Origin of the sequence: Stenotrophomonas sp. ESTM1D_MKCIP4_1 (genome assembly GCF_003086895.1) — a bacterium.
Lineage (GTDB): Bacteria > Pseudomonadota > Gammaproteobacteria > Xanthomonadales > Xanthomonadaceae > Stenotrophomonas.
This window is the reverse complement of the sequence record NZ_CP026004.1, coordinates 1,803,322-1,821,419: the sequence shown is the minus strand read 5'-3', so window position 1 is coordinate 1,821,419 and position 18,098 is coordinate 1,803,322. Positions and strand designations below refer to the sequence as shown.

The 18,098-nt window shown below is 66.9% G+C and carries 13 protein-coding genes and 1 pseudogene; 8 read left to right on the top strand and 6 right to left on the bottom strand.

All coding sequences use genetic code 11. The features are described from left to right. Positions 1-76: 76 nt before the first annotated feature. On the bottom strand, positions 77-754 hold the full coding sequence (gene cmk, locus C1924_RS08450; protein WP_108764887.1) for a (d)CMP kinase: 678 nt from the start codon (positions 752-754) through the stop codon (positions 77-79). A 196-nt stretch (positions 755-950) separates the two neighbouring features. Between cmk and ykgO the strand changes: the two genes are divergently transcribed. The 6 genes from ykgO (at position 951) to C1924_RS08420 (ending at position 5,518) form a co-directional block, all read left to right on the top strand. Further along, on the top strand, positions 951-1,076 hold the full coding sequence (ykgO, locus tag C1924_RS08445; RefSeq protein ID WP_005409283.1) for a type B 50S ribosomal protein L36: 126 nt from the start codon (positions 951-953) through the stop codon (positions 1,074-1,076). 149 nt (positions 1,077-1,225) lie between these two features. Further along, the gene (locus tag C1924_RS08440; RefSeq protein WP_108764886.1) at positions 1,226-1,555 is read left to right on the top strand and encodes a hypothetical protein; all 330 of its coding nucleotides are present in this window, start codon (positions 1,226-1,228) and stop codon (positions 1,553-1,555) included. 39 nt (positions 1,556-1,594) lie between these two features. After that, complete coding sequence (locus tag C1924_RS08435) at positions 1,595-2,632, top strand: agmatine deiminase family protein (protein WP_108764885.1); 1,038 nt, start codon at positions 1,595-1,597, stop codon at positions 2,630-2,632. A gap of 228 nt (positions 2,633-2,860) precedes the next feature. Next, positions 2,861-3,748, top strand: coding sequence for a carbon-nitrogen hydrolase (locus C1924_RS08430; protein WP_108764884.1), 888 nt, complete (start codon positions 2,861-2,863; stop codon positions 3,746-3,748). Positions 3,749-3,762: 14 nt separating this feature from the next. Then, positions 3,763-4,293, top strand: a complete 531-nt coding sequence (locus C1924_RS08425; protein ID WP_108764883.1) for a GNAT family N-acetyltransferase — start codon at positions 3,763-3,765, stop codon at positions 4,291-4,293. Further along, positions 4,286-5,518 carry a TraB/GumN family protein gene (locus C1924_RS08420; protein ID WP_174208952.1) on the top strand — a complete coding sequence of 411 codons (1,233 nt, stop codon included), beginning with the start codon at positions 4,286-4,288 and terminating at the stop codon, positions 5,516-5,518. Before C1924_RS08425 ends, C1924_RS08420 begins: the two co-directional genes overlap by 8 nt. 551 nt (positions 5,519-6,069) lie before the next feature. On the opposite strand, the gene C1924_RS08415 is transcribed toward C1924_RS08420, so the two are convergent. The 3 genes and pseudogenes from C1924_RS08415 to C1924_RS08405 all read right to left on the bottom strand — a co-directional run bounded on the left by C1924_RS08415 (position 6,070) and on the right by C1924_RS08405 (position 13,840). Then, a complete protein-coding gene (locus C1924_RS08415) occupies positions 6,070-9,153 on the bottom strand; it encodes an efflux RND transporter permease subunit (protein ID WP_108764881.1) in 3,084 nt (1,027 codons plus the stop codon). Next, positions 9,150-12,620: pseudogene (locus tag C1924_RS08410) on the bottom strand (efflux RND transporter permease subunit); the annotation flags it as partial. The gene C1924_RS08415 and the pseudogene C1924_RS08410, both read right to left, overlap by 4 nt. Positions 12,621-12,682: 62 nt before the next feature. After that, positions 12,683-13,840, bottom strand: coding sequence for an efflux RND transporter periplasmic adaptor subunit (locus C1924_RS08405; protein ID WP_108764879.1), 1,158 nt, complete (start codon positions 13,838-13,840; stop codon positions 12,683-12,685). Between the two features lie 206 nt (positions 13,841-14,046). On the opposite strand from C1924_RS08405, the gene C1924_RS08400 reads away from it, so the two are divergent. Together C1924_RS08400 and C1924_RS08395 are read left to right on the top strand one after the other, a co-directional pair. Continuing rightward, entirely contained in the window at positions 14,047-14,436 is a 390-nt protein-coding gene (locus C1924_RS08400; protein ID WP_108764878.1) for a c-type cytochrome, read from the top strand. 9 nt (positions 14,437-14,445) lie between these two features. Next, on the top strand, positions 14,446-14,907 hold the full coding sequence (locus tag C1924_RS08395) for a cytochrome c (RefSeq protein ID WP_108764877.1): 462 nt from the start codon (positions 14,446-14,448) through the stop codon (positions 14,905-14,907). Between the two features lie 125 nt (positions 14,908-15,032). Here C1924_RS08395 and C1924_RS08390 read toward each other — a convergent pair whose 3' ends face one another. Together C1924_RS08390 and C1924_RS08385 are read right to left on the bottom strand one after the other, a co-directional pair. Next, positions 15,033-16,916, bottom strand: coding sequence for an ATP-binding cassette domain-containing protein (locus tag C1924_RS08390; RefSeq protein WP_108764876.1), 1,884 nt, complete (start codon positions 16,914-16,916; stop codon positions 15,033-15,035). A 233-nt stretch (positions 16,917-17,149) separates the two neighbouring features. Next, positions 17,150-18,016 carry a LysR family transcriptional regulator gene (locus tag C1924_RS08385; RefSeq protein ID WP_108764875.1) on the bottom strand — a complete coding sequence of 289 codons (867 nt, stop codon included), beginning with the start codon at positions 18,014-18,016 and terminating at the stop codon, positions 17,150-17,152. Positions 18,017-18,098 lie beyond the last annotated feature (82 nt).

Here is an 18,098-nt window from a genome sequence, read left to right as displayed (position 1 = left end):
TGCGCGACGGAGCTGGTACAGCACTGCTGTGCACGACCACCGCCGATGCTGCTGGCAGTGCTCCCGCGCGAACGGATCAGGCAGCCGGAACCGGAAGCAGATCCATCACTCGGGCAACGACATCATCGATGCCGATGCCTGTGGTGTCGATGAGGACGGCATCGTCTGCCGGCTTCAGGGGCGCCACGGTACGCTGGGCATCACGGGCGTCGCGGGCCATGATCTCGCGCAAGAGGTCATCAAAGTTAACAGAAACCCCCTTGTCTTTCAACTGCTTATGCCGGCGCTCGGCGCGCTCCTCGGCACTGGCGGTCAGGAAGACCTTGTAGGGGGCATCCTTGAAGATCACCGTGCCCATGTCGCGGCCGTCGGCGACCAGGCCGGGCAGTTCCCTGAATGCGCGCTGGCGCTCCTTCAGGGCGGCACGGACCTCCGGGATGGCGGCAATGGCCGAGGCCAGTGCACCGGTCGTCTCCAGGCGCAGCTCGTCGGTGGCATCGGTACCGTTGACCATCACCCGCATCGACTCACCCTGTTCAACAAACTGAACGTGGGTATCGAAGGTGCAGCGCACCAGTGCCGAGGCGTCGGAGGTGTCGATGTCGGCCCAGCTCGCAGCCACGCCCACCGCCCGGTACAGGGCGCCCGAATCCAGGTAATGCCAGCCCAGGCGGCGCGCGATGATGCGGCTGATGGTACCCTTGCCGGCCCCCGAAGGGCCGTCGATGGTCAGGACGGGAGCGAGTGGATTCATGGGGGTCCTAGCGCGTGTGAAGGGGCCATTCTAGCCCCTGCCCGAGGCCCCGCGCGGAGACTTTCGTGCAACCACTTGAAACAACGACAAAAAGCCCGGTAGAATGGCGGGCTTGAACGAGCGTCAACGCCGATTGTCTTTCGCATATCGCGGCCACGCTCCACCCGAACAACTACTGTTTACGCCGAGGTATGCCATGAAAGTCCTGTCCTCCCTGAAGTCGGCGAAGGCCCGTCACCGCGACTGCAAGGTCGTCCGTCGTCGTGGCAAGATCTTCGTCATCTGCAAGTCGAACCCGCGTTTCAAGGCGCGTCAGCGCTAAGCCTCACGGCCCTTGGGCCGCGGCGGGTCCCACGCGGGACCGACCCGATGCAAAAAACCGCCTTCGGGCGGTTTTTTGTTGCATGCAGCTTTTTTTTGCTGCCGTTTTTGCTGTAATCGCCGTTCTTGACCACTGGGGAGTAGATCGAGATGAAGCGTTACCTGAGCACCCTGGCCGTCCTGGCCACCCTGGCCGCCGCCGCCCCGGCGCTGGCCGATACCCTGCTGGTCGACCGCGCCCGCGAAAAGCCGGCCGGCGCCCTGCCCGTCCGTGGCCAGAGCATGCAGCAGGTGCAGTCGCAGTTCGGTGCGCCGAGCGAACAGCTGCAGCCGCGTGGCGGGCAGAAGCGCCAGTGGCCGACCATCAACCGCTGGGTCTACCCGCAGTTCACCGTCTACTTCGAGAAGCAGAAAGTGATCGACGTGGTGGCCAACAAGGCGGACCCGAACGAGATCGGCCCGAAGCCGCCGATCCGTTGAACCCCCTACCCGCCGCTGGCGGGCCTGTGTAGCGAGACCATGAACCAGACCCTTCGTTTTCCTGCCGAATGGGAAGCCCAGAGCGGCGTCCTGATTGCCTGGCCCACCGCCGATACCGACTGGGCCGACCGCCTGGGCCAGGTCGAGGAGACCTACATCGCCCTGGTCGCTGCCATCACCCGCTTCCAGCCGGTGCTGATCTGCGTGGCCGACGACGACGTGGAGACCTATGCCGAAATGCGGCTGCGCTCCAACCGCATCGACATGGACCGGGTCCGCTTCACCACGGCGGCCTATGACGATACCTGGCTGCGCGACTCCGGTCCGATCACCCTGCGCCGCGCCGACGGCAGCTTCCAGCTGCTGGACTTCCGCTTCACCGGCTGGGGCGGCAAGTTCGACGCCACCCTGGACGACCAGCTGGTGGGCGTGCTGGACCAGGCCGGCGTGTTCAACAACGCGCCGGTACGCAGCATCCCCTTCGCGCTGGAAGGCGGCGGCATCGAGACCGACGGGGAAGGCACCCTGCTGACCACCTGGAAATGCCTGCACGAGCGCCACCCGGACCGCGACCGCGCCAGCCTGAGCGCCGACCTGGCCGACTGGCTGCAGCAGGACCGCGTGCTGTGGCTGGACCATGGTTACCTGGAAGGCGACGATACCGACGCCCACATCGACACCCTGGCGCGCTTTGCTTCGCCTGACAGCATTGTCTACCAGGCCTGCGATGACGAAAGCGATTCGCACTATGCCGAGCTGCAGGCGATGGGCAGCGAACTGGCCGCGCTGCGCACGAAGGACGGCCAGCCGTACCGCCTGTTCCCGCTGCCGTGGGCGCAGCCGGTGATCGACGAAGGCCGCCGCCTGGCCGCGTCGTACGCCAACTACCTGATCGTCAACGGCGCGGTGCTGATGCCGGCCTACGGCGACCCGGCCGACGACCTGGCCCGCGACGTGCTGGCCCAGGCCCACCCGGGCCGCGAGATCGTGCAGGTACCCTGCCGCTCGCTGATCTGGCAGAACGGCAGCCTGCACTGCATCACCATGCAGCTGCCGGAAGGCCTGCTGAAGGCCTGATGGCATGGCGCCGGGCCCCGCCCGGCGCTCCTTGTGTAGAGTCGAGCTTGCTCGACTGGCTTTTGCCGTGATCCGCGCGAAGAGCCCGTCGAGCACGCTCGACGCTACGGCTTCCGCGTGCCCGTTGGCCGTTCGCGAATCGGCTGGAGCGGGCCCATTCAGCGCGCGACACGCCGCAGCTCGCCATCCGCGCTAACATGCAGGTTTTCCCCCGCAGGAACGCCCCGCATGAACTCGCGCAGCCCCCTTACCGTTGCCCTGATCCAGGAGCGCAACCACGGTGATGCCGCCGCCAACCTGGCGGTGATCGAAGCACGCGTGGCCGAGGCGGCTGCGCAGGGCGCGAAACTGGTGCTGCTGCAGGAACTGCACAACGGTCCGTACTTCTGCCAGCACGAATCGGTGGATGAGTTCGATCTGGCCGAGCCGATTCCCGGCCCGAGCACCGAGCGCCTGGGCGCGCTGGCAAAGAAGCACGGCGTGGTGCTGGTGGGTTCGCTGTTCGAGCGCCGCGCCGCCGGCCTGTACCACAACACCGCCGTGGTCTTCGAGAAGGACGGCACCCTGCTGGGCAAGTACCGCAAGATGCACATCCCGGACGATCCGGGCTTCTACGAAAAGTTCTACTTCACCCCGGGCGATATCGGCTTCACCCCGATCGACACGTCGGTGGGCCGCCTTGGCGTGCTGGTGTGCTGGGACCAGTGGTACCCGGAAGCGGCTCGCCTGATGGCACTGGCCGGTGCCGAGCTGCTGCTCTACCCCACCGCCATCGGCTGGGACCCGGACGACGTGCAGGACGAGAAGACCCGCCAGCGCGACGCCTGGGTGCTTAGCCACCGCGGCCACGCCGTGGCCAACGGCCTGCCGGTGCTGAGCTGCAACCGCGTGGGCCATGAAGCCTCGCCGCTGGGCGCGTCGGGCATCCAGTTCTGGGGCAACAGCCACGTGCTGGGCCCGCAGGGCGAATTCCTGGCCGAGGCCGGCACCGATGCCACCGTGCTGGTGTGCGACGTGGACCTGCAGCGCAGCGAACACGTGCGCCGCATCTGGCCGTTCCTGCGCGACCGTCGCATCGATGCGTACTGTGACCTGCTCAAGCGCTACATCGACTGAGCCGGAGACCTGCCATGGCCGTCCTCATCCGTGATGCCGGCCCGGCCGACATCGCTGCGATCACCGCGATCTACGCGGTGGAAGTGACCGATTTCGTCAACACCTACGAGTACGACGTTCCCGACCAGGACGAGATGCTGCGCCGCATGCGCGACATCATCGACCGTGGCTTCCCCTACCTGGTCGCCGAGATCGACGGCCAGGTGGCCGGCTATGCCTACGCCAACACCTACCGCACGCGGGTGGCCTACCAGTGGACCGTGGAAAATTCGGTCTACGTGGATGCTGCGTACCAGGGCAAGGGCGTGGGTACCGGACTGCTGCAGGCCCTGATCGACGCCTGCGTGGCACGCGGCTACCGGCAGATGGTGGCGGTGATCGGCGAGCCGACCAATACCGCGTCGATCAAGCTGCACGAACGCTTCGGCTTCCACCTGGTGGGCGTGTTCCAGGGCCTTGGCCGCAAGCACGGCCGCTGGCTGGACACCGTGCAGATGCAGCGCGCGCTCGGCGATGGCGCTGACACCGCACCTTCCAATGAATGAATCCATGACTGACACCCTTCCCGAAACCGGCGACGATCTGTTCGCCGGGCAGCCGGTGCGCGTTGTTGAACGCGACGGCGTGCGTTACACCCTGCTGGGCACCGCCCACGTTTCCCACGCCAGCGTCGAGGCCGTGGAAAAAGCCATCGACAGCGGCCGCTTCGATGCGGTGGCCGTGGAACTGGACCCGCAGCGCCTGCAGGCGCTGAGCGACCCGGACACGCTGGCCAAGCTGGACCTGGTGGAAGTGATCCGCAAGGGCCGCGTGGCGCTGTTCGCCGCCAACCTGGCCCTGTCGGCCTACCAGCGCCGCCTGGCCGAACAGCTGGGCATCGAGCCCGGCGCCGAGCTGAAGCGCGCGGTGGACCTGGCGCGCGAGCGCGGCCTGCCGGTGCAGCTGATCGACCGCGAAGTCGGCCTGACCTTCCGCCGCGCCTCGCAGCGGCTGGGCTTCTTCGGCAAACTGAAACTGGTGGCCGGCCTCGGCGCGGGCCTGTTCTCTTCCGAGGAAGTGGGCGAGAACGAGATCGAGAAGCTCAAGCAGGGCGACATGCTGGAATCGAGCTTTGGTGAGTTCGCCAGCGAAAGCCCTGCGCTGTACGAAACCATCATCGGCGAGCGTGACCGCTACATGGCCACGCGCCTGCGCGAGGAGCACAACCCGCAGCTGCGCGAAGTGCTGGCAGTGGTCGGCGCCGGCCACCTGGCCGGCCTAGCGCGCTACCTGGAAACCGACAACGACGCACCGGCAGCGCTGCGGGCCGAGCTGGAAGCGGTGCCGAAGAAGCGCAACATTCCGTGGTTCACCCTGGCCATCCTGGCCATCGTGGTGACCGGCATTGGCGTGGGCTTCTACCGCGGCGGGCTGGGCGTGGGCACCGAACTGCTGGCGACCTGGGCGATGTACACCGGCGGCCTGGCCGGCCTGGGCTGCCTGCTGGCCGGCAGCCACCCGCTGAGCATCCTGACCGCGATCGTGGTGGCACCGTTCAAGCCGTTCCGCCTGAGCATTCCCACCGGTGCGTTCTCGGCGCTGGTGGAAGCGCGCCTGCGCAAGCCGGCCTACGAGGATTTCCTGAAGCTGCGCGACGACGCGCAGAGCCTGAAGGGCTGGTACCGCAACCGGGTCACCCGGGTGGTGCTGACCTTCATGCTGACCAACCTGGGCAGCATGCTGGGCCTGTGGCTGACCGCCGGCCGGGTGTGGGGCAAGGTCGCGGGTTGATTGCAGCGACACGCCGGGCATGGCCCGGCGCTACCGGATTACACACACCGTAGCGCCCGAGCCCATGCTCGGGCGGCGCCGCAACGCGGCGAACGGCAGCCGAGCGTGGGCTCGGGGCTTCATGTTCATGCCAACGGTGGTTGAAAAAAACGGGGGAGACCGCCCCACTACGACCGGTCTCCCCCCACCACAAACACGATGTGTTGCGTGTTACAGCCGGGCAGCGCCCGGCTCTACCGTTTGGCAGCGGCAGGCGAACGGCAGCCGAGCATGGCTCGGCTCTACAGTGCCCCTCCCCCCCACTACAAACACGATGTGTTGCGTGTTACAGCCGGGCAGCGCCCGGCTCTACCATTTGGCAGCGGCAGGCGAACGGCAGCCGAGCATGGCTCGGCTCTACAGTGCCCCTCCCCCCCACCACAAACACGATGTGTTGCGTGTTACAGCCGGGCAGCGCCCGGCTCTACCGTTTGGCAGCGGCAGGCGAACGGCAGCCGAGCATGGCTCGGCTCTACAGTGTCCCTCCCCCACCACAAACACGATGTTGCGAGTTATAGCCGGGCAGCGCCCGGCTCTGCCAGTTCCAGGCCGCGTGCGCGCCGGATCAGGCGCGTGGCGGCGCTGCGCAGGTCATCCAGCACGGCGTAGATGGTCGGCAGGAACAGCAGGCTGACCACGGTGGAGAACGCCAGGCCGCCGGCAATCGCGCGTGCCATGGGTGCGTACTCGGGGCCATCGCCGAACATCTGCGTGCTGGTCAGCGAGATCGGCACCATGGCCAGGATCGCGGTGCCCATCGTCATCATGATCGGCCGCAGGCGCTCGCGTGAGCCTTCCACCAGCGCCTGGGTGCGGCCCATGCCGCCGCGCCGCAGGTTGTTGATGTGCTCGATCATCACGATGCCGTTGTTCACCACCACGCCCATCAGCACCAGGATACCGATGAAGGACATGATGCCGAACGAGGTGCCGGTGATCCAGAACAGCCAGAACACGCCGAAGATGGAGAACAGCACGCCGCTCATGATCGCTGCCGGGAACAGCAGCGACTCGAACACGGCCGCCATCACGACGTAGATCATCACCAGCGCGATGAGCAGGTTGAACACCATCTGCTGCATGGCCTCGTTGTCGTTGCCGTAGTCGCCGCCATCGAAGGTGAAGCCGTAGCCGGCCGGGAAGTTCATCGGCTTGAGCACGGCTTCCATCGCCTTGCGGCCATCCGGCGCGGTGACCTTCTCGGCCAGGTTCGCCTTGATGGTCAAGGTGGTCTGGCGGTTGGTGCGGCCGATCTGGGTGGCCGAGGAACCGACGTCCACGCTGACCAGGCTCAGCAGCGGCACGCTGCGGCCATCGCCGGTACGCACGCTGTAGCTGGCCAGGTCTTCCGGGCTGCTCTGTTCGGCGCCGGCAAAGCGCACCCACACCGGCACTTCGTTGTCGCCGCGGCGGAACTCGCGCATCGGTGCACCGCGCAGGGCCAGGCCGACAAAGCTGGCCACCTGTTCGGCATTGAAGCCGAACGCCGCCGCGCGCTCGCGGTCGACATGCACCTTCAGCTCACCGCCCTTCTCGCCATTGTCGATGCGCACGTCGCGCAGCTCGGTACGCTGGGCGAGCAGCGGCAGCACTTCCTCGCCGATCTCCTGCAGCATGCTGCTGGAATCACCCACCAACTGGACCTGCACGCCCTGGTTGCCGCTGCCGCCGTCACCGCCCTGGTTGCCGACGAAGTAATCGGTACGCGCCGACTTCGGCAGGCCCTTGCGGATCTCCTCCTGCAGCGCCTTGATGTCCTTGGCATGCTTCTCATCGATGGTCACGATGGTCGAACTGCCTTCCTGTTCGCTGTACCAGGAATAGACCTGCTGCACGTGCAGGCGTTCGCGGTTCTCCTCGACCCAGGCTTCGACGCGGGCCACTTCATCGGACATCTGCCGGTAGGTGTAGGCCCCCTTCCACATGTAGCCGATGAAGATGTCCTTGCCACCACCACCACCGAACATGTCCACCTTGGTCAGCTTCATCGGCACCAGGCTGACCAGCACCACCAGCACGATGCCCAGCAGGCTCCAGCCGCGGTGGCGCAGCGACCAGTCCAGCAGGCTGGCATAGCGGCGCTGCAGGCGGGCGATGACACCGGTCTGCGAATGCAGCAGCTTGGGCGTGGCCATGCGTGCAGACAGCATGGGGATCAGGCTGACCGCCACCAGCCACGAGGCCAGCAGCGAGACCGAGATGGTGATCGCGATCTGCGCCATGAAGATGCTGATGTTGTTGGTTTCACCGAACAGGTTGGGCACGAACACGATGCAGTGACACAGGGTGCCGGCACTGAGCGCGATGGCCACGTTGCGGGTGCCGATGATCGAGGCCAGCCGTGGCTGCCCCGGCATGCGTTCGCGTTCCTGGTAGATGCTTTCCACCACCACCACGGCGTTGTCCACCAGCATGCCCACGGCCAGCAGCAGGCCCATCATGGTCAGGATGTTCAGCGTTACCCCGGCGAAGTACATGAAGCCCAGGGTAATGGTGAAGCAGATCGGAATCGCCAGCGTCACCATCAGGGTGGACGGCCAGTGGCGCAGGAAGAAGAACAGCACGGTGACCGACAGGATCAGGCCGACCGCGCCCGCTTCGGCCAGTTCCAGCAGCGAGGACGTGACCGCCTTGCCCTGGTTGTCGATGACCTTGATCTGCACGTCGCGCATCGAGTCCTGCGCGCGGATCGCCTCGACTTCGGCCAGCGCAGCGCGGGAGACGTCCACCAGGTTGGCGCTGCGCTCCTTGAAGATGTCCAGGCCGATGGCCGGATTGCCGTCGAGGCGACGCCCGTAGTTCATCCGCGCCGGCTTCAGCCGCACCTCGGCGATGTCGCCCAGGCGCAGGCCCTTGGCGTTGATTACCAGGTCACGCATTTCCTGCAGATCGGTGATCTCACCCACCGGCTGCACGCGCACGCGCTGGCCGTTGTCGTTGATCTGCCCGGCCGAGATCGAGAAGTTCAGCGTGCGCAGGCGGTCGCTGAGTTCGTTGATGCTGAGGCCGTGCGCGTTGAGCCGGTCGGGATCGATGGCGATCTCGACTTCGTTCGGTGGCGCGCCGGTGATGTCCACGCGGGCCACACCGGGAATGCGCTCGATGCGCCGCTTGAACTCCCGGTCCAGCATGTCATACGCGGTGGTCAGGTCGGTGGCGCTGGCCAGGCGCACTTTCAGCACCGGCTGGTCGCTGCTGGACCACTTGAACACGTTGTAGCGCTGCAGGTCGTCGGGCAGTTCGCTGCGGATGGCATCGATGCGTTCGCGCGCGTCGGACGCGGCGATGGCGATGTCGCGGTCCCAGTCGCTGAACTCGATGAAGATCGAGGCCGCTTCCGAGGTGGCCTGCGAGCGCATGCGCTTGATGCCGGTCATCGTGGCCAGCGATTCCTCGACGGGGCGGATGATGGTCCGCTCCACTTCTTCCGGGGTCGAGCCGGTGTACGGAATCTGCACGAACAGGAACGGTGCGGAGATGTCCGGCAGCGCTTCCAGCGGCAGCCGGAACGAGGCGATCAGGCCGACCACCACCAGCGAGATGAAGCACATGATGGTGGTGACCGGACGACGGATGGAAAACTCGGCAACGCTCATGCCGGTTCCTCCGCACCCGCAGCATGGCCACCGGCCTTCCCGCCCTCGGCAACGTGCAGGCCTTCACCGGCATGCTTGCGGCCGCGCTCGCGGTAGTAGGCATCACCGCGGCGGTCCATCAGGTCGTACACCACCGGGATGACCAGCAGGGTGAGCAGGGTCGACACCAGCAGGCCACCGATGACGGTGATCGCCATCGGCGCACGCACTTCGGCGCCCTCGCCCATCGCCACCGCCAACGGCAGGAAGCCGAACAGGGTGCACAGCGTGGTCATGATGATCGGCCGCAGGCGCGAACGTGCGCCTTCCACCAGGGCTTCCTGCTTGGCCACACCCGCTTCGCGCAGCTGGTTCACCTTGTCGATGAGGATGATCGCGTTCTTGGTGACCAGGCCGACCAGAAGGATCAGGCCGATGAACACCACCACCGAAATGGGTTTTCCGGTCAGCATCAGCGCGAGGATCGCGCCGACCAGGGCCAGCGGAATGGTGAACAGGATGACGAACGGGTGCAGCAGCGACTCGAACTGCGAGGCCATCACCAGGTACACCAGGAAGATGGCCAGGCCGAAGGCGAAGATGAGCGACGTGGCGGCCTGGGCCAGCTCCTCGCCCTGGCCGCCGATGTGCAGTCCCACGCCTGCGCCCAGCGGCTGTTCGGCCACCATCTGCTGCACTTCGCGCATGGCCGCGCCCAGGTCGATGTCGCGCAGGTTGGCCGAGACCACCGCCACGCGGGTCTGGTCAGCGCGATGGATCTCGCTGGGGCCAGTGGTGGCCACCACGTCGGCCACTGCGTCCAGGGTGACCGGGCGAGTGCTGCCCGGATTGACGATCAGGCGGCGGATGCTGTCCACGCTGGCACGATCGCCTTCCTGGGCACGCACCAGCACGTCGATCTTGCGGTCGCGGAAGCTGTAGCGGGTGGCCACATCGCCACGCACCTTCTTCACCACCACGTCGGCGATCTGGCGGGTGGTCAGGCCCAGTGCACCGGCACGTTCCTGATCGAAGCGGATCTGGATTTCCGGGAAGCCCTCTTCCACCGTCGACTTCACGTCGGCGTAGTGCGCGTTGCCACGCAGCAGTGCGGCAAGGCGCTGGCCCGCCTGCTCCAGGGTGGCCATGTCCTGCCCGCGCAGCTCGATTTCCAGCGGCGTGGAGAAGCTGAACAACGCCGGCCGTGCGAAATCGACCTGCGCACCGGGGTGCTGCGCCATGGTGTCGCGCAGGCGCTCGGTGATGTCCGCTTCGGTGCGTGCATTGCCGCCGCCTTCCATCACCACGGTCAGCTTGCCGATGTTCTCGCCGCTCTCGGTCGGGCTGGCATCCAGCCGCGTGCCGCTGCCACTGACGCCGTACAGCGAGGCCACACCTTCGCCCTCGCCGTGCGCCAGCTGCAGCTCGCGCACCAGGGCATCGGTCTGCTTCAACGGGGTGCCGGCCGGCAGTTTGACCGTCATTTCAAAGCGGTCCTGGGCCAGCTGCGGAATCAGGTCGGCGCCGAGCATGGGCACCAGGGCCATGGTGCCGACGAAGGCCAGCGCGGCCATGCCCAGCACCTTGCCGGGGTGGGCCAGTGCGCTGGGCAGCAGGCGCAGGTAGCCGCGTTCGGCACCGGCATAGGGCTTCATCGCGATATCGCTGGCCTTGCGCATGACCGGCCCGACCACGGCGACCACGCCGCGCCACAGCCGCACCACCAGCCAGGCCAGGGCGAAGAAGCTCCAGCGCACGCTGGCCACGAAACCCCGGCGGCCCAGGGCGACCGGCTTCTGCCAGCGGCTCTGCGGGCGCCACGGTTCGGCGGCGGCTTCTTCCGGGAACGCCAGCGGCGGCCGTCCCTTCAGCGAGCTGAGCATCGGAATGAGGGTCATCGACACCAGCAGCGAGATAGCTATGGCGATGGCCACGGTCAGCGCCTGGTCGCGGAACAGCTGGCCGGCGATGCCATCAACGAACACCAGCGGCAGGAACACGGCGATGGTGGTCAGGGTGGAGGCCACCACGGCCATGCTCACTTCACGGGTACCGACGATGGCGGCCTGCAGGATGCCCAGGCCGCGTTCGCGGGCCTTGGCAATGCTTTCCAGCACCACGATCGAGTCGTCCACCACCAGGCCGGTGGCCAGCGCCAGGCCGCCCAGCGACATCACGTTCAAGCTCAGGCCCAGCTGGCCCATGAAGAAGAACGTGGCGATGATCGAGACCGGCAGCGACAGGCTGATCACAAAGGTGGACCAGCCATCGCGCAGGAACAGGAAGATGATGAGGATGGCCAGCAGGCCACCGATCACCGCGTCCTTCTTGACGTCACTGATGGCGTGTTCGATGAAGCGCGACTGGTCTTCGATGGTGGTCAGTTCGGCATCGCTGGGGAAGGTGGCCTTGATCTGTTCCAGACGCTTGCGCAGGGCTTCGGCGGTGGCCACGGTGTTGGCGTCACCTTCCTTGTAGATGGCCAGCTCCACCGATTCCTTGCCGCCCAGGCGGATGATCGCTTCGCGCTCCTTGTAGCCTTGGCGCACGGTGGCCACGTCCTTCAGGCGCACGGGCACGCCGTTGGCAACCACGCTGGAGCCACCCCCGGACGAGGCACTCTGCGCCGCCGATGCAGCCGCCACCGCCGCCGCCGAACCGGTGGAGGCCGCGATGTTGAACATCTGCTGCAGGGCCGAATCGGCCGCGCTGCCGTTGGACGACTGGGTGGTGACCAGCAGGTTGCGGATCTCTTCCAGATCGGCGAACTGGTTGACGGTGCGCACCAGGAAACGCTGCGAACCCTCCTCCAGGCGGCCGCCGGAGATGTTGATGTTTTCTTCCTTCAACCGCTTGATGACCGTGTCGATGGGCAGGTTGAGCTGGGCCAGCTTCTGCTGGTCGATGTCCACCTGGATCTCGTCTTCCAGGCCACCGCCTACCTTCACCGCAGCCACGCCGGTCACCGGCTCCAGCTTCTTCTTCAGGTCTTCGTCGGCGTAGCGGCGCAGGCCGGTCAGTTCGCGGATCGCGTCTTCATCGCTGACCGGGGTGGCCTTGGTCGACAGCACCAGGCGCATGATCGGCTCGGTGGACGGATTGAAGCGCAGCAGCACCGGGGCCTTGGCCTCCAGCGGCAGGTTCAGCGCTTCCATCTTGTCGCGCACCTCCAGGCTGGCCTGGTCCATGTTGGTGCCCCAGGCGAACTCGAGCACGACATCGCTCTGCCCGGTGCGCGAGACCGACTTCAGCTTGCGCAGGTTCTTGACCACGCCCACGGCTTCTTCCACCGGCTGGGTGATCAGGCTTTCGATTTCGGTCGGTGCCGCGCCGGTGTACTCGGTGCGCACGGTCAGCGTGGGATAGCTCAGGTCGGGCAGCAGGTTGACCTTGAGGTTGTTCAGCGCGATCAGGCCGAACAGCAGCAGCGTGACCGTGCACATGGCGATGGTGACGCGGCGGCGGGTGGCGAATTCCACCAGGCCACCGCGCATGCCGGCAGCGGCGCCGTCGCCGGCCGGCGAGGCACCGTGGTCGTGTCCCGGGCCGCTCATTGCTGGCTCCCGGCCTTGTCTGCGGATTTGCCGGCGGCCACCGTGGCCGGCTTGGCCTTGGGCGCCTTGGGATCGGCGATGACCTGCACCGCGGTGCCATCGCGCAGGGCGACCTTGCCGGCGGTGACGATCTGGTCGCCGGCCACCAGGCCATCACGGATCTCCACCCACGGGCCTTCGGCATAGCCCAGCTTGACCGGTACGCGGGCCACCTTGCCGGCGCGCACGCGGAACACGGCCGGCTCACCGTCGTCCAGCAGCGCCAGGCGCGGCACCACCAGGGCATCGGCGCGCTGGTCATAGTCGATGCGGATGCGGCCGAACATGCCCGGCTGCAACAGGCGCTCAGCACCGTTGAAGGCACTCACCACGCGGAAGGTACCGCTGCCGGAATCGACCACCGGAGCGATGCGGTCCACCGTGCCGGTGAAGCTCTGCCCCGGCAGCGCGTCGGCGGTGAGGGTGACCGGCTGGCCGGCGCGCAGCGTCGCCAGTTCGCGTTCGGGCACGTTGAGGGTGGCTTCCAGGCTGGAGTTGTCGACGATGCGGAAGATGGGCGTGTTGATCTGCACGAAGTTGCCGGTCTTGATCGAACGCGAGGCGATGACGCCGGAAATGGGCGCTACCACCGTGGTGTAGGACAGTTCGAGCGTCGCCAGGCGGTACTGCGCGCGGACGTTTTCCAGGTCGTAGCGCAGCTGGTCGACGCTGGCCGCACTGACCAGCTGCTGGCCGACCAGCTTCTGCGCACGCTGGTAGTCGTTTTCCAGCTTGCGCATCTGCGCTTCGCTCTGGGCGACGGCCAGGCGCGCGCGGTCGGGGTCCACCCGCACCAGCGGCTGGCCGGCGGTCACCCGCTGGCCCTCTTCGACCAGTACGGCCAGCGCCACGCCGGAGGTCTTTGCCACCACCTGCGATTCGGCGCGCGGTTCCAGCGCGGCGGTGCCGGTGTAGCTGGCCGCTACGGCGCGGTGACTGGCCACGGCCACTTCCACCGGCACCGTGTCGACCTTCTTCTCGTCCTTGGACTCAGCCGCCTTGGCTTCGGAATTGGGGCCAGCGGCGCAACCGCCCAGCAGCAGGGAGGTGGAAAGCAGCAGGGCAGCGGCACAGAGTCCAGAGCGGCGGCCGGGCAGGAAGGTTGGGTGCGACATCGTCAGATCCCTGGAGGATGCGTGGGCAGGTGTGGTAGCAAAGTAATTCACCACTTCACGGCCACACCATATCCCAAAGGTCATGGTGCCTTCACGCCCCTGGTCGGCGCGCCCCCATTTCAGCTAGATGAAACGTAGGGCTATACTCGGGTCGTTCCGTACCCCACGCCGGAACGACCAGACCCGAATCCCCGGATAACGACATCATGCGCCCGCAGCCGCTCGCCGCTTGTCTCGCTCTGGCCGTCCTCCTGCCCCTCGGGGCCGCCGCACAGCCCGCTCCTGCTCCTGCAGCACCCGCCCCGGCTCCGGCCCAGGCCACCCCGCCCGCTGCCGCCGCCCCGGCCGGCAATTACGACAATGGCCGGGTGCTTGCCTACACTTGCCAGGGCTGCCACGGCATCACCGGTTACAAGAACGCCTACCCGAGTTACCGGGTACCGAAGATCGGTGGCCAGACCCAGCAGTACCTGACCCAGGCCCTGACGGAGTACCGCCAGGGCAAGCGCCGGCATCCCACGATGCAGGCGCAGTCGATGAGTTTCAGCGAACAGGAGATCGCCGATCTCGCTGTTTACCTGTCCACCGTCAAGTAAGGCCCGCCCATGTCGAAAGCCGCGCACACGATGCGTCACGCCATCGCCCTGTCCGTTGCCCTGCTGCTGGCGGCCTGCTCGCAGTCGCAGGTGGAAAGCAGTGAGAAATCCGCCGGTGACCCCGGCCATGCCAGTGGCGAACACGGCTCATCCTCGTCCGCCGGGCTGCCTGCGGGCCGCGAAGCGGCCGGTGAAGCCCGGGCCAAGGTGAAGGGCAAGGCGACCAACCAGAGCTGCATTGATTGCCATGGCGCCGACGGCAATGCGCCGATCGACCCGACCTACCCCAAGCTGGGCGGCCAGTACGGCGATTATCTGGCCCATGCGCTGCAGGCCTACCGCGCAGGCGACCGCCAGCATGCATTGATGACGCCGCAGGCGAAGGACCTGAGCGATCAGGATATCGCCGACCTTGCGGCCTACTTTGGCAGCCGCCCCAGCCAGCTGCGGGATCTGCACGGGGTCAAGTGACCCCGGCAGTCCGGTGGGTGCGGTGGGTGCGGACCGTTGGTCCGCACGCTTCGGACATCCACGCATGGCGTGGATCTACCCGGCATAGGCATCGGTAGGTGCGGACCGTTGGTCCGCACGAATCCTCAACCTTCCAGCTCTTCCCAGCGGGCGTAGGCGGCATCCAGCTCGGCCTGCACCTTGGCCAGCTGCTGGGTGTGCGCGGTCACTTCGGCGCTGCTGCGGGTGTAGAACGACGGGTCGTTCATCGCCGCCGTCAGCCCTTCCACGTCACCTTCCAGTTTCTCGATGGTCTTGGGCAGCTGCTCCAGCTCGCGTGCTTCCTTGAAGCTCAGCTTGCGCTTGGCGGCGGCAGGCTCGGCGGCCTTCGGTGCCAGGGCTGCGGCAGGCGCCAGCTTTGCGGTCACCGGCACCACCGGGCTGCGGACGCTGGCCGCATAGCGCTGCCAGTCGGTGTAACCACCCACGTACTCGCCGATGACACCGTCGCCTTCCATCACCAGCGTGGACGTCACCACGTTGTCGATGAAATCACGGTCGTGGCTGACCAGCAGCAAGGTGCCGGTGTATTCGCCCAGCAGCTCTTCCAGCAGCTCGAGGGTTTCCACGTCGAGGTCGTTGGTCGGTTCGTCCATCACCAGCAGGTTGGACGGCTGCGCGAACAGCTTGGCCAGCAGCAGGCGGTTGCGCTCGCCGCCGGACAGGCGGGTGATCGGCGCGCGCGCACGCTCGGGGGTGAACATGAAATCCTGCAGGTAGGCATGCACGTGCTTGCGCTTGCCGTTGAACTCGAGGAAATCGCGGCCTTCGGCCACGTTTTCGATCGCGCTCCAGTCTTCGCGCAGCACCGCACGGTACTGGTCGAAATAGGCAATCTGCAGGTTGGTGCCCGCGTTGACTTCGCCCTTGGCCGGCTGCAGTTCGCCCAGCAGCAGCTTCAGCAGGGTGGTCTTGCCGCTGCCGTTGGGGCCGATCAGGCCGATGCGGTCGCCACGCAGGATGGTGGTGGTGAAATCGCGGACCATGGTGCGCTCGCCGAAGGCGAACGAGATGTCCTTGACGTCGATGACCTTCTTGCCGGAGCTGACGCCCTGCGCGGCTTCCATCTTGACGTTGCCGCTGAGGTCGCGGCGCTGCGAGCGCTCGGTGCGCATCGCCTTCAGGCGGCGCACGCGGCCTTCGTCTCGGGTACGGCGTGCCTTGATGCCCTGGCGGATCCACACTTCTTCCTGCGCCAGCAGCTTGTCGAAGCGGGCGTTTTCCTGCGCCTGCGCATTCAGGCGTTCCTCGCGGCGGCGCTCGTAGTTGGCCCAGTCGCCCGGCCAGCTGGTGACCTGGCCGCGGTCGATCTCGACGATGCGTGTAGCCAGCGCGCGCAGGAAGCGGCGGTCATGGGTGACGAACACCACGCTGCCGCTCCAGCCCTTGAGGAAGGCTTCCAGCCAGTCGATGGCTTCAATGTCGAGATGGTTGGTCGGTTCGTCCAGCAGCAGCACATCGGGGCTGGACACCAGCGCACGGGCCAGCAGCACGCGGCGCTTCATGCCGCCGGACAAGCGGCCGAACTCGGCATCGCCATCCAGGTCGAGCTTGGTCAGGGTTTCGCTGACACGCTGGTCCAGGCCCCAGCCATTGGCGGCGTCGATCTTGGCCTGCACGTTGCCCAGCGCTTCACCGTCGAACACCTCGGCATGGCTGAGGTGGTGGAATTCGGCCAGCCATTGGCCCAGTTCGCCCAGGCCATCGGCCACGACGTCGAACACCGAACCGGCGGCACCGTGCGGCACCTCCTGCTCCAGGCGCGTCACGCGGACGCCCTGCTGCACGCGCACTTCGCCGTCATCGGGCTTGTGGTCGCCGGACAGCAGCTTGAGCAGGGTGGATTTGCCGGCGCCGTTGCGGCCGATCAGGGCGATGCGTTCGCCCGGCTCGATCGACAGTTCGGCCTTTTCCAGCAACAACGGGCCGCCGACGCTGAAGTCGACGTTCTGCAGAGTAATCAGAGGCATCCGGCCATTGTACCGGTTGCCGGGCGTCAGCCGGAATCTCGGCGGTAAAGCCGACCGTTGGCAACGTCGGCGGTAGAGTCGACCGCTGGTCGACTGCACCGTTGGTCGACCGCGCCGGTAAAGCCGACCGTTGGCCAACCCCCTCGGTAGAGTCGACCGTTGGTCGACTGCACCGGTAGTCGACTGCACCGGTAGTCGACTGCGCCGTTGGTCGACTGCACCGGTAGTCCACGCTACCCCAGCAGCGCCTGCAAACCCGGCAGCCACTGCTTGCCGGGGTGCCGCACCAGCCACAACGTGCGGTTCAGGGCCGGCAGCGGGGTCTGCAGGATGCGCAGGCGACCCAGCGCCAGCGGCTCCTCCACCGCGTGGCGCGACAGACAGGCGACGCCCAGCCCTGCGACCGCAGCCTGCTTGATGGCCTCGGTGTTGCCCAGCTGCAGGGTCTGCGCAAAGCCGTGCAGGTGCGGCAGCAACACCTGTTCCACCGCTTCACGCGTGCCGGAGCCAGGCTCGCGCAGCAGCCAGCGGGCGCGGCGCAGCTCCTCAAGCGACCAGCGCGCGGGCGCATCGGCGGCAGCAACCATCACCAGCGGGTCCTGCTGCCAGGGGGTCACCTGCAGGCCGCGTTCATGGCACGGCCCTTCGATCAGGCCCGCATCCACATCCAGGCGCTGCACGGCGGCCACCACACCTGCGCTGTTGTCGATGCGCAGGTCGACTTCGGCCCGCGGCGCCTGCCGCAGCAGTTCGGCGATGCGCGGCGGCAGCAGGTAGTTGCCGATGGTGGTGCTGGCAGCCACCACCAGCCGCAGCGGTGCCCCCTGGCGGGCATCGCCGCCAGCGGCCAGTTGCCGTTCCAGATCGGCGGCGTTGACCAGCAGCGCACGTGCAGGCTCCAGCAGCGCGCGGCCATGCCCGTTCAGCACCAGGCGACGGCCGATGCGGTCGAACAGCGGCGTACCGAAGTGGGCTTCCAGCTCCTGCAGGGCGGCGCTGCTGGCGGACTGTGAGAGTGCGACGGCCTGCCCGGCAGCGGTGGTGCTGCCATGGTCGGCGATGGCTACGAAGACCTGCAGCTGGCGCAGCGTCAGGCGCATGAAGTTTACCTGCTTTATAGGTAGATGTGACCGATATTATTCGTTTTACGGGTCAAATGGACGGGCGCAACCTGTGCGCACC

Coding starts and splice junctions, on each gene's coding strand:
- cmk (WP_108764887.1), bottom strand. CDS start 754: ATGAATCCACTCGCTCCCGTCCTGACCATCGACGGCCCTTCGGGGGCC.
- ykgO (WP_005409283.1), top strand. CDS start 951: ATGAAAGTCCTGTCCTCCCTGAAGTCGGCGAAGGCCCGTCACCGCGAC.
- C1924_RS08385 (WP_108764875.1), bottom strand. CDS start 18,016: ATGCGCCTGACGCTGCGCCAGCTGCAGGTCTTCGTAGCCATCGCCGAC.
- C1924_RS08415 (WP_108764881.1), bottom strand. CDS start 9,153: ATGAGCGTTGCCGAGTTTTCCATCCGTCGTCCGGTCACCACCATCATG.
- C1924_RS08440 (WP_108764886.1), top strand. CDS start 1,226: ATGAAGCGTTACCTGAGCACCCTGGCCGTCCTGGCCACCCTGGCCGCC.
- C1924_RS08420 (WP_174208952.1), top strand. CDS start 4,286: ATGAATGAATCCATGACTGACACCCTTCCCGAAACCGGCGACGATCTG.
- C1924_RS08400 (WP_108764878.1), top strand. CDS start 14,047: ATGCGCCCGCAGCCGCTCGCCGCTTGTCTCGCTCTGGCCGTCCTCCTG.
- C1924_RS08395 (WP_108764877.1), top strand. CDS start 14,446: ATGTCGAAAGCCGCGCACACGATGCGTCACGCCATCGCCCTGTCCGTT.
- C1924_RS08430 (WP_108764884.1), top strand. CDS start 2,861: ATGAACTCGCGCAGCCCCCTTACCGTTGCCCTGATCCAGGAGCGCAAC.
- C1924_RS08390 (WP_108764876.1), bottom strand. CDS start 16,916: ATGCCTCTGATTACTCTGCAGAACGTCGACTTCAGCGTCGGCGGCCCG.
- C1924_RS08425 (WP_108764883.1), top strand. CDS start 3,763: ATGGCCGTCCTCATCCGTGATGCCGGCCCGGCCGACATCGCTGCGATC.
- C1924_RS08435 (WP_108764885.1), top strand. CDS start 1,595: ATGAACCAGACCCTTCGTTTTCCTGCCGAATGGGAAGCCCAGAGCGGC.
- C1924_RS08405 (WP_108764879.1), bottom strand. CDS start 13,840: ATGTCGCACCCAACCTTCCTGCCCGGCCGCCGCTCTGGACTCTGTGCC.